The 11055-nt window shown below is 54.6% G+C and carries 10 protein-coding genes; all 10 read left to right on the forward strand.

Annotated features, from left to right (window positions below):
- Nucleotides 1–416: 416 nt before the first annotated feature.
- The gene (locus tag NQ550_RS17550) at nt 417–632 is read left to right on the forward strand and encodes a Maff2 family mobile element protein (RefSeq protein WP_002569168.1); all 216 of its coding nucleotides are present in this window, start codon (nt 417–419) and stop codon (nt 630–632) included.
- Nucleotides 633–651: 19 nt separating this feature from the next.
- Nucleotides 652–1521: a VirB6/TrbL-like conjugal transfer protein, CD1112 family gene (locus NQ550_RS17555; protein ID WP_002584320.1), complete on the forward strand. Its 870-nt coding sequence runs from the start codon at nt 652–654 to the stop codon at nt 1519–1521.
- Between the two features lie 177 nt (nt 1522–1698).
- Complete coding sequence (locus NQ550_RS17560; RefSeq protein WP_007037042.1) at nt 1699–2100, forward strand: PrgI family protein; 402 nt, start codon at nt 1699–1701, stop codon at nt 2098–2100.
- Entirely contained in the window at nt 2051–4489 is a 2439-nt protein-coding gene (locus NQ550_RS17565; RefSeq protein ID WP_006876011.1) for a VirB4-like conjugal transfer ATPase, CD1110 family, read from the forward strand. The genes NQ550_RS17560 and NQ550_RS17565 overlap by 50 nt, the downstream gene beginning before the upstream one ends.
- Entirely contained in the window at nt 4486–5445 is a 960-nt protein-coding gene (locus tag NQ550_RS17570) for a DNA-methyltransferase (RefSeq protein ID WP_006876012.1), read from the forward strand. Before NQ550_RS17565 ends, NQ550_RS17570 begins: the two co-directional genes overlap by 4 nt.
- A gap of 35 nt (nt 5446–5480) precedes the next feature.
- Nucleotides 5481–7550 (forward strand): C40 family peptidase, encoded by a 2070-nt coding sequence (locus tag NQ550_RS17575; protein ID WP_007037045.1) that lies wholly within the window; start codon nt 5481–5483, stop codon nt 7548–7550.
- 34 nt (nt 7551–7584) lie between these two features.
- The gene (locus tag NQ550_RS17580) at nt 7585–7863 is read left to right on the forward strand and encodes a DUF4315 family protein (protein WP_002569175.1); all 279 of its coding nucleotides are present in this window, start codon (nt 7585–7587) and stop codon (nt 7861–7863) included.
- Entirely contained in the window at nt 7856–8557 is a 702-nt protein-coding gene (locus NQ550_RS17585; protein ID WP_002569176.1) for a DUF4366 domain-containing protein, read from the forward strand. Before NQ550_RS17580 ends, NQ550_RS17585 begins: the two co-directional genes overlap by 8 nt.
- On the forward strand, nt 8554–8742 hold the full coding sequence (locus tag NQ550_RS17590; protein WP_002569177.1) for a hypothetical protein: 189 nt from the start codon (nt 8554–8556) through the stop codon (nt 8740–8742). The genes NQ550_RS17585 and NQ550_RS17590 overlap by 4 nt, the downstream gene beginning before the upstream one ends.
- Nucleotides 8743–8757: 15 nt before the next feature.
- Nucleotides 8758–10848, forward strand: a complete 2091-nt coding sequence (locus NQ550_RS17595) for a DNA topoisomerase 3 (RefSeq protein ID WP_025577806.1) — start codon at nt 8758–8760, stop codon at nt 10846–10848.
- Nucleotides 10849–11055 lie beyond the last annotated feature (207 nt).

Genomic DNA, 11055 nt, shown 5'->3' on the forward strand with positions numbered 1-11055 from the left:
GCATGGCAGACCGCCGGGGAGGGGGGGGACAGGGGAAGCTACACTTCCCCTACGCTGCCTTGCGGCAGCTACCCCTTTGTGAACTTGCGGGAAGCGAACACCTTGCTATGCAAGCTATTCACTTCCCGCAAGTCTGAATAATACCCGTCCGGCAGCACAGCGGGACACCGAAAGGAGGAATCGAAGCAATCACATATATCAATATCGGCTACATGATACGCGCCCCTACTTTCCGGCGCAGCACACAGCGGCAGGAGCCGCACCCCCCTACAACTGAATACCGCCGCGCCGCAGAACTTACGCAGCGCGGGGACAGCCGCCTTTACCAGAGGGCGGTTTTTTTATGCGGCGGCATACGCTGACCGCCTTTTGTCCGCTTGCCGGACAGCCGCAGACGCGGCAGAAAGGATTTATTTATGGCATTTTTCAATAGCGCAGTAGACGTTTTGCAGACCCTTGTTGTAGCACTTGGAGCCGGGCTTGGTATCTGGGGCGTTATCAATCTCATGGAGGGCTACGGCAACGACAATCCGGGCGCGAAGAGCCAGGGCATGAAGCAGCTTATGGCGGGCGGCGGCGTTGCCCTTATCGGCATGACCCTTGTACCGCTGCTTTCCGGCTTGTTCGGTTAAGAAGCGCGGGTAAAGGCTTATGCAGAGCATACTTGACGCGATTAACGAATGGATAAAGGAAATCCTCATAGGAGCCATAAACGGTAATCTGTCAACTATGTTCGGGGACGTAAACGAAAAAGTCGGCACTATCGCCGCAGAGGTAGGGCAGACCCCGCAAGGGTGGAACGCAAATATATTCTCCATGATACAGACCCTTAGTGAAAATGTAATCGTACCCATTGCGGGGCTTGTCATTACCTACGTCCTATGCTATGAGCTTATCAGCATGGTAACGGAAAAGAACAATATGCACGACGTTGACACTTCCATGTTCTTCAAGTGGGTGTTCAAGGCGTTTGTGGCAGTCTACCTTGTGACGCACACCTTTGACATTACTATGGCGGTGTTCGATATGGCGCAGCACGTTGTTTCCGGCGCGGCGGGGGTAATCGGCGGCAGCACAGAGATTGATGTTGCCGCCGCCCTTGCTTCCATGCAGAGCGGGCTTGACGCTATGGAAATCCCCGAACTGCTCTTACTTGTCATGGAAACAAGCCTTGTGAGCTTGTGCATGAAAATCATGTCCGTACTGATAACCGTTATCCTCTACGGGCGCATGATAGAAATTTACCTTTACTGTTCGGTATCGCCTATCCCGTTTGCAACTATGACGAACCGGGAATGGGGGCAGATAGGAAACAACTACCTAAAATCCCTGTTCGCTATCGGTTTTCAAGGCTTCCTCATTATGATATGCGTCGGCATTTACGCGGTTCTGGTAAACAACATGATAATAGCGGACAATCTGCACAGCGCGATATTCTCCCTTGCAGCCTATACCGTTATCCTCTGTTTCTCCCTGTTCAAATCCGGCGCACTGGCGAAGTCGATATTCTCCGCGCATTAGCGGCGTGTCAAGGGCAGGGTGGAGATTTTCAGAGCGAAGCGGCGAAAATACGACCCGACCTTGACGCGGATAACCCCCATATAATACGGGCGGGCAAAGGGCATAGATTGACCTTTGCCTTGATTACCCTTATGGAAAATTACAGCAACACCAAACCCAGAGAAAGGAGGTTTTCACTTGGCGTATGTACCCGTACCCAAAGACTTATCCAAAGTCAAGACAAAAGTAGCTTTCAACCTTACCAAACGGCAGATTGTATGTTTTGCGGCGGCTCTCCTGTTCGGCTTGCCGCTTTTCTTTCTGCTCAAAGACAGCACAGGCACAAGCCTTGCGTCTATGGCTATGATTGCCGTCATGCTGCCCTGTTTCCTCTTTGCCATGTATGAGAAGCATGGACAGCCCCTTGAAGTGGTGGTGAAGAACATCATACGGACAAAATTCATAGCCCCCAAAGAACGACCATACAGGACAGACAACTTTTATTCCGTCTTAGAACGGCAGAGAAAACTTGAAAAGGAGGTATCAGCGATTGCAAAAGGAAACACGAAGAAACAGCGCGGCGGGAAGCACAAAGCCTAACCCGCCCCGCAAGCTCACCCGCGCCGAGAAAAAGCAGATTGCGGAAATCATCAGACAGGCAAAGGGCGACGGGAAAGCCCACACCGCGCAGCAGACAATCCCCTATATCCAGATGTACCCGGACGGTATCTGCAAGGTTACGGGACGGAAATACTCAAAGACCGTCGCCTTTGAAGATATTAACTATCAGCTTGCACAGGCAGACGACAAGACCGCCATTTTTGAGAACTGGTGCGACTTCCTCAACTACTTTGACGCTTCCGTTTCGGTGCAGCTTTCTTTCATCAATCAAGGGACGCAGCGCGGCGAAGCGGAAAAGGCGGTCAATATCCCGGCACAGGAGGACGCTTTCAATTCTATCCGCACAGAATACCGGGATATGCTGAAAAACCAGCTTGCAAAGGGCAACAACGGGCTTGTCAAAGCAAAATATATCACCTTTGCCATTGAAGCCGACAGTCTGGGCGCGGCGAAATCCCGCCTTGCCCGTATCGAAACGGACGTACTCAACAACTTTAAGCTCTTGGGCGTGTCTGCCCGCCCCATGACAGGCTATGAACGCCTTAAAATGCTGCATGGCATTTTCCACCCGGAGGGCGGGCAGTTTGCCTTTGATTTTTCATGGCTTGCCCCGTCCGGGCTTTCCACAAAGGACTTTATCGCCCCGTCCTCTTTCCGTTTTGGCGAGGGGCGTTATTTCCGCATGGGGCGCAAAATCGGCGCGGTTTCATTCCTTGAAATCCTTGCGCCGGAATTAAACGACCGTATCTTATCTGACATTCTGGACTTGGAAACGGGCGTTATCGTCAATCTGCATATCCACAGTATCGACCAGACCGAAGCCATAAAGACAATCAAGCGCAAGATTACCGACCTTGACAAAATGAAAATCGAGGAACAGAAGAAAGCGGTACGCAGCGGCTATGACATGGATATTATACCGTCCGACCTTGCCACTTTCGGCAGCGAAGCGAAGAATCTCTTACAGGACTTGCAGAGCCGGAATGAAAGAATGTTCCTCTTGACGTTCCTTGTGGTGAACATGGCGGACACGAAGCGGAAACTGGAAAATGACGTATTCGCGGCGGCGGGCATTGCACAGAAGAACAACTGCGCCTTAACCCGCCTTGACTACCAACAGGAAGCGGGGCTTATGTCCTCTGTACCGCTTGGGGAGAACCTTATCCCCATTCAAAGAGGGCTTACCACGTCAAGCACCGCTATCTTTATCCCCTTTATCACACAGGAGCTTTTCCAGACGGGCGCGGCTTTGTACTACGGCTTAAACGCCCTTAGTAACAACATGATACTCTGCGACCGCAAGCAGCTAAAGAACCCCAACGGCTTAATCTTGGGTACGCCGGGAAGCGGGAAATCCTTTGCCGCCAAACGGGAAATGACAAACGCTTTCCTCATTACCGACGACGACATAATTATCTGCGACCCGGAAGCAGAGTATTTTTCTCTTGTGCAGCGGCTTGACGGGCAAGTGATACGCTTATCCCCTACGGGCAAGGGCATTGACGGGAAGCCCCAGTATGTGAACCCTATGGATATTAACCTCAATTACAGCGAGGACGACAGCCCCCTTGCGCTGAAATCCGACTTTATCCTCTCCCTCTGCGAGCTTGTCATAGGCGGCAAGGAGGGCTTGCAGCCCGTCGATAAGACCGTCATTGACCGCGCCGTTAGGAACGTGTACCGCCCTTTCCTTGCAGACCCCGACCCGGAGAAAATGCCTATCTTGGGCGACCTCTACAACGAGCTTTTGAAGCAGCCGGAGCCGGAAGCGGCGCGTATTGCGGCGGCGTTGGAGCTGTATGTTTCCGGGAGCCTTAACGTATTCAACCACCGTACCAACGTGGAGCTGAACAACCGCCTTGTCTGCTTTGACATCAAGCAGCTTGGGAAGCAGCTCAAAAAGTTAGGTATGCTCATTGTGCAGGACCAGGTATGGAACCGCGTCACCGTCAACCGGGCAGAAAGGAAATCCACCCGGTATTTTATGGACGAATTTCATCTTCTCTTGAAAGAGGAACAGACCGCCGCCTATTCCGTTGAAATCTGGAAGCGTTTCAGAAAATGGGGCGGCATACCCACAGCCATTACGCAGAATGTCAAGGATTTGCTTGCTTCCCGCGAAGTGGAGAATATCTTTGAAAACTCTGATTTTGTCCTCATGCTCAATCAGGCGGCGGGCGACCGGGCTATCCTTGCGAAGCAGCTCAACATCTCCCCGCAGCAGATGAAATATGTCACCCACACCGAAGCGGGCGAGGGGCTTATCTTCTACGGGAACGTGGTGCTGCCCTTTGTAGACCGCTTCCCGAAAGACACCGAGCTTTACCGGGTAATGACGACGAAGCCGGAGGAAGTGGGCGAAGCATGAACGGGCTGAAAACTGACACCATCATCAACCGGGACGCGCTCTATGCCTTGCGGGAGCTTCCAGAGGAAAGCGTACACTGTTGCGTCACAAGCCCGCCCTACTATGCGCTTAGGGATTATGGGCTTGATATGCAGATTGGGCGGGAGGACACGCCGGAGCAGTACATTGACAGGCTGACCGAGGTTTTCCGCGAGCTGCGCCGGGTACTGCGTTCTGACGGTACGCTCTGGCTGAATATCGCGGACACCTACTGCGGCACAGGGAACAAGGGCTACCATGCAGACCCGAAGAACCCGAAAGGCAGAAACGGACAGCAGATTGCAAAAAACAACCGCGTTTCCGGCTGCAAACAAAAGGACTTAATCGGTATCCCTTGGCTTTTAGCTTTTGCCCTACGCGCTGACGGGTGGTATTTACGGAGCGACATTATCTGGCAGAAAGAAAACCCCATGCCGGAGAGCGTGAAAGACCGCCCTACCCGCTGCTATGAACATATCTTTCTGCTTACGAAGTCAAAGAAATATTTCTATGACGCAGCCGCCATAGCCGAGCCGTTAGCCCCCACAACGGCGGCGCGGTACCGCACCGGGCGCAGCGCGGGACAGAAATATGCGGACGAAGTACCCGGACAGGGGAAAGTACAGGGGCTTAACCGGGCGAGAAGCGGCAGCTACTACGACGAAGCCCTCATGCCGACCATGCGGAACAGGCGGGACGTGTGGCTTATCAATACCGTACCCTACAAGGGCGGGCATTTCGCCGCGTTCCCGCCAAAACTTGCCGAAACCTGTATCAAGGCGGGCTGTCCGAAAGGCGGCGTTGTGCTTGACCCCTTTTTCGGCAGCGGCACGACGGGAGCAGCCGCAAGGCAGCTTGACAGGCATTATATAGGCATTGAGATAAACGCCGAGTATTGCGCCCTTGCAAGGGCGCGGATTGGAGGGACAGAAAAATAAAACAGTATCGAGCGCGTGAGAAAGTCACGCAGAAAATGACCCGCGAGGGGGCTGTCGAGGTAAACGCCGCCACCGGGAAAAAGAAACGTATCAGCAAGCGGATAAGGGACGCGGACTTTGCAAAGACCGAAGCACCGCAGCCGCCGGAACAGGCAGCGCAGACCATACCGGGCGGCGCAGCTCCCGCGCCCACAGCCGCCGCGCCGCCGCTTCCCCATGCGCCGGGGGCAGAACGGGAACAGGACACCGCCGCAGCCGAGCGCGTCTTGGAGCGTATCGACGGGGCGCGTACCAGAAAGGCGAGCAAAAAGGCGGCGAGGAAAGCACAGGCAGAAGCCACAGCAAAAGAAAAATCTTCCCGCTTGCAGTTTACCGACGAGGAACGGGCAACGCCGGAGCTTGAAAGGTATATCCGAAAATCGGACAAAGCAGCCGACCGTCTGGACGCGGCAAAGGCGGCTATCCCCAAAGAAAAGAAACTTGTACGGGAGCGCACCTTTGATGAAGCCACCGGGAAAGGCAAGACCCGCCTACATTTTGAGGAACAGGAAAAGCCCATAGGAAGGAATAAGCCCCACAATAACCCGCTATCCCGCCCCGCACAGGAAGCGGGTATTTTCGTCCACAACAAGATACATTCCGTTGAAAAGGACAATTCCGGCGTTGAGGGGGCGCACAAATCCGAAGAACTGGCAGAGCGCGGCGCAAAGTACGGGACGCGGAAAGTCAAGGAGGGCTACCGCAGCCACAAGCTCAAACCCTACCGGGCGGCGGCAAAGGCAGAGAAAGCGGCGTTCAAGGCGAATGTGGATTTCCAGTACCATAAATCCCTACATGACAATCCGCAGATTGCGGGCAATCCCCTTTCCCGCTTCATGCAGAAGCAGCAAATCAAGCGGCAGTATGCAAAGTCGGCAAGGAAAGGCGGCGCAAAAACGGCGCAGAAAGCCGCAGAGAACACCCGCAAGGCGGCAAAAAAGACCGCCGAGGAAACAAAAAAGGCAATCGCTTTTGTAGGGCGGCACCCGGCGGGCGTATGTATCGCCGTTGCCGCGCTGCTCTTATTCATCATGGTATCGGCGGGGCTTTCCTCTTGCGGCTCCATGTTCTCCGGCTTGATGAACGGCATACTTGGGACTTCCTACACGTCGGAGGACAGCGACCTTGTGGCGACGGAAAATAATTACGCCGCAAAGGAAAACGAGCTTCAGCAGCAGATTGACAATATCGAAAGCACCCACCCCGGCTATGACGAATACCGCTATGACCTTGACAGTATCGGGCATAACCCCCATGAGTTAGCGTCCTACCTCACCGCCCTTTTACAGACCTACACCCCGCAGAGCGCACAGGCAGAACTAAACCGCGTCTTTGCCATGCAGTACACTTTGACGCTGACGGAAGAAACGGAAATCCGCTACCGCACAGAAACAAGCACAGACCCGGAAACAGGGGAAACGACCAGCGAGGAAGTACCCTACGAGTACCATATCCTCAACGTGAAGCTGACGAACAAGCCCATTTCCGAGATTGCGGAGGAACTTCTAACGCCACAGCAGCTTGAAATGTACCGCGTCTATCTGGAAACAAGCGGAAACAAGCCGCTGATTTTCGGCGGCGGCTCCCCCGATATGGGCGCGTCCGAGGATTTAAGCGGCGTACAGCTTGTAAACGGCACACGCCCCGGCAACACCGCCGTTGTAGACCTTGCGAAGCGGCAAGTCGGCAACGTAGGCGGGCGACCCTTTTGGAGCTGGTACGGATTTAACAGCCGCGTGGAATGGTGCGCCTGTTTTGTTTCATGGTGCTACAATCAAGCCGGGAAAAGCGAGCCGCGCTTTGCCGGGTGCCAGTCACAGGGCGTACCCTGGTTCCAGTCACGCGGGCAATGGGGCGCGAGGGGCTATGAGAATATCGCCCCCGGCGACGCTATCTTTTTCGACTGGGACGGGGACGGGAGCGCAGACCATGTGGGGCTTGTTATCGGAACGGACGGGGAGCGCGTCTATACCGTCGAGGGCAATTCCGGCGACGCCTGCAAGATAAAGAGCTACCCCGTCAATTACTCCTGTATCAAAGGCTATGGGCTGATGAACTGGAATTAACATATTTTTGAGCAAAGAAAGGAGAAATTTATTGATGGCTATGAACAAAATTGAACGTATCGACAAAGAGATTGCAAAGACCCGCGAGAAAATCACCGAGTACCAGAACAGATTAAGGGGGCTTGAAGCGCAGAAAACCGAAGCGGAAAACCTGCAAATCGTACAGCTTGTGCGCTCCATGCGCCTTTCCCCGCATGAGCTTTCCGCTATGCTTTCCGGCGGCGGTATTCCGGGCATGGAAGCCGCGCCGGGCTACCCCGCAGAACCCGCAGACCACGACACCGAAGAAATGGAGGACACCGAGAATGAATAAGAAAATCCTTAGAACCTTGACCGCACTCTGCGCCGCCCTCATGCTGACGGGCGGCTTTTCCGTCACCGCCTTTGCACAGACCCCGGAGGGACAGGACGCGACCGACGACAGCGGCGTTGTCTATGAGGAACCCGAAAAGGAAGAACCCCTTACCCCGGACGGGAACGCGACCCTTGTAGACGATTTCGGCGGCAACAAGCAGCTTATCACAGTGACGACCAAAAACGGCAATTACTTTTATATCCTTATCGACCGGGACGACGAGGGCGAGGACACCGTACATTTCCTTAATCAAGTGGACGAAGCCGACCTTATGGCACTCATGGAGGACGGAAGCACCGAAGCAGCCCCGCCCGCCGTTTGCAGTTGCACCGATAAATGCGAAGCCGGAAAGGTAAATGTGAGCTGCCCTGTCTGCAAGGACAACATGACCGCTTGCAGCGGCAAGGAAGCGGAGCCGGAAACCGAGAAACCAACAGAGCAGCCCAAAGAGAAAGGCAATACAGGCGGGCTTGTGCTTTTCCTTGTCGTGGCACTTCTTGGCGGCGGGGGCGCGTTCTATTATTTTAAGTTTATGAAGCCAAAGCAGAACGTCAAGGGCGACACCGACCTTGAAGATTTCGATTTTGACGATTACGACGAGGACGAGGGGGACGGGCTTTCTGATGAAGAACAGGAGGACGAGGAAGCATGACGCTTTTTACCGAAAACCCTTTAGAAAAAATGATGGTACAAAGACCCACCGGGCGGCGTGACAGTGCGCCGCCCGTTCCAAAATCCCCGGCGTGTATGCGTTGCCCTTATAAGGCGCAATCCCCCTGTATCGGCTATTGTCTGAAACAGGCACAGGAGAAGAAGCACACCGCGCCGGAACGCTGAAAGGAGGATTTTTTCATGGCATTTAGACTTGTGATTGCAGAAAAGCCGAGCGTGGCGCAGACTATCGCCGCCGCGCTTGGCATTAAGGGGAAACAGGACGGGTATATCGAGGGCGGCGGCTACCTCATTTCATGGTGCGTCGGGCATTTGGTACAGCTTGCGGAAGCTGCCGCCTACGGGGAGCAATATAAAAAATGGAGTTTTGACAGCTTACCCATTCTGCCGGAGGAATGGCAGTACGCCGTTGACCCGGACAAGGGGAAGCAATTCAAAACCATTAAAGAGCTTATGCACCGCGCCGACGTTTCCGAAGTGGTAAATGCGTGTGACGCGGGGCGCGAGGGTGAATTGATTTTCCGCTTTGTCTACGAAGTGGCGGGCTGCAAGAAGCCCATGCGCCGCTTGTGGATTTCTTCAATGGAGGACGGGGCGATTAAGGCGGGCTTTGCTTCCCTCAAAGACGGGCGGGACTATGGCGCGCTCTTTGCGTCCGCCCTCTGCCGCGCAAAGGCTGACTGGCTTATCGGCATTAACGCCACCCGGCTTTTCTCCTGCCTGTATGGAAAGACCTTGAACGTGGGGCGCGTCCAGACCCCGACCTTAAAAATGCTCACCGACCGGGACGCGGCTATCTCCCATTTCCAGAAAGAAAAATATTATCATGTGCGCCTTGATTTATCCGGCGCGGAAGCGGCAAGCGGGAGGATTTCCGACAAGGCAGAAGCCGACGCGCTGAAAGGGGCTTGCGAAGCGGAAACGGCGGTATGCGTTTCCCTCACCAGAGAGAAGAAAACCGCAGCCCCGCCGAAGCTCTTTGACCTTACCTCTTTGCAGCGGGAAGCGAACCGCATTTTCGGCTACACCGCGAAGCAGACCCTTGACCTTGCACAATCCCTTTATGAAAAGCGGCTCCTTACTTATCCGAGGACGGACAGCAGCTTTCTTACTGACGACATGGGCGGCACCGCAGCGGGCATTATCGCGCTGCTTTGCGAAAAACTCCCCTTTATGGCGGGCGCGGACTTCACGCCGGAGGTTGTAAAGGTATTAGACAGTAAAAAAGTATCAGACCACCACGCAATCATTCCCACTATGGAGCTTGCAAAGGCTGACCCGGACGCGCTGCCGGAAAGCGAGAAGAATATCCTTACCCTTGCGGGGGCGCGTCTGCTTTTTGCCACCGCCGAGCCGCATATTTATGAAGCGGTTACGGCGGTTTTCTCATGCGCCGGGACAGACTTCACCGCAAGGGGAAAGACCGTACTTGCGGAGGGTTGGAAAGAGCTTGAACGCAGATACCGGGCGACGCTGAAAGATAAGCCCGAAGCAGAGGACGGGGAAAATGAGGGCGTGACGCTGCCGGAGCTTTCCGAGGGACAGAACTTTCCTAACCCCGCCGCAAAAGTAACGGAGCATACCACAACGCCGCCGAAGCCCCACAGCGAAGCGTCGCTTCTCTCTGCTATGGAGCGAGCCGGGAACGGGGACACCGACCCGGACGCGGAACGCCGGGGGCTTGGCACTCCCGCCACCCGCGCCGCCGTCATTGAAAAACTGGTAAAGGGCGGCTTTGCAGAGCGCAAGGGGAAGCAGCTTATCCCCACGCAGAACGGAGCCGCCCTTATATCAGTCTTGCCGGATATGCTCACTTCCCCGCAGCTTACCGCAGAATGGGAAAACAATCTGACGCAGATAGCAAAGGGAGCCGCAGACCCCGGCGAATTTCTGTCCGGCATTGAAGCTATGGCGCGGGAGCTTGTGCAGACACACGCCGCAGCACTGGACGGGAAAAAGGATTTGTTCCGGGAGGAAAAGCCCTCTGTCGGCAAATGCCCCCGTTGCGGTTCCCCCGTCCATGAGGGGAAGAAAAACTATTATTGCAGCAACAAAGAATGTGCCTTTGTCATGTGGAAGAATGACCGCTTTTTCGAGGAACGCAAGACCGCTTTTTCCGCGAAGATTGCCGCCGCGCTCCTTAAATCCGGCAAAGTGAATGTGAAGAAGCTCTATTCCCCGAAAACAGGCAAGACCTATGACGGAACTATCGTTCTGGCTGACACTGGCGGGAAATACGTCAACTACCGTATCGAAGTACAGAAGAACTAAAAACTTGAATAGCAAGCATAGGAAGCGGGTACCCACTTCCGTAAATCCCTGTCCTGCCGCTGACGCGCCGGACGGGGATTTTGCTTGTTGGGAAGTTTCCCAAACCCTCTAAAAAAATGAAAAAATTGTTGGCATAACGCACAGCCCACCGTAGTACGGGGCGAACCCCAAAAGCGCGGCGGTGCGCCGCCATTTCAGAAAGGAGCG

The organism is Blautia wexlerae DSM 19850 (genome assembly GCF_025148125.1).
Taxonomy (GTDB): Bacteria; Bacillota; Clostridia; order Lachnospirales; family Lachnospiraceae; genus Blautia_A; species Blautia_A wexlerae.

Excerpts from the sequence above, each read along its gene's own strand:
- NQ550_RS17580 (WP_002569175.1), top strand. The coding sequence starts at position 7,585 with ATGGCTATGAACAAAATTGAACGTATCGACAAAGAGATTGCAAAGACC.
- NQ550_RS17555 (WP_002584320.1), top strand. The coding sequence starts at position 652 with ATGCAGAGCATACTTGACGCGATTAACGAATGGATAAAGGAAATCCTC.
- NQ550_RS17590 (WP_002569177.1), top strand. The coding sequence starts at position 8,554 with ATGACGCTTTTTACCGAAAACCCTTTAGAAAAAATGATGGTACAAAGA.
- NQ550_RS17595 (WP_025577806.1), top strand. The coding sequence starts at position 8,758 with ATGGCATTTAGACTTGTGATTGCAGAAAAGCCGAGCGTGGCGCAGACT.
- NQ550_RS17570 (WP_006876012.1), top strand. The coding sequence starts at position 4,486 with ATGAACGGGCTGAAAACTGACACCATCATCAACCGGGACGCGCTCTAT.
- NQ550_RS17550 (WP_002569168.1), top strand. The coding sequence starts at position 417 with ATGGCATTTTTCAATAGCGCAGTAGACGTTTTGCAGACCCTTGTTGTA.
- NQ550_RS17575 (WP_007037045.1), top strand. The coding sequence starts at position 5,481 with ATGACCCGCGAGGGGGCTGTCGAGGTAAACGCCGCCACCGGGAAAAAG.
- NQ550_RS17585 (WP_002569176.1), top strand. The coding sequence starts at position 7,856 with ATGAATAAGAAAATCCTTAGAACCTTGACCGCACTCTGCGCCGCCCTC.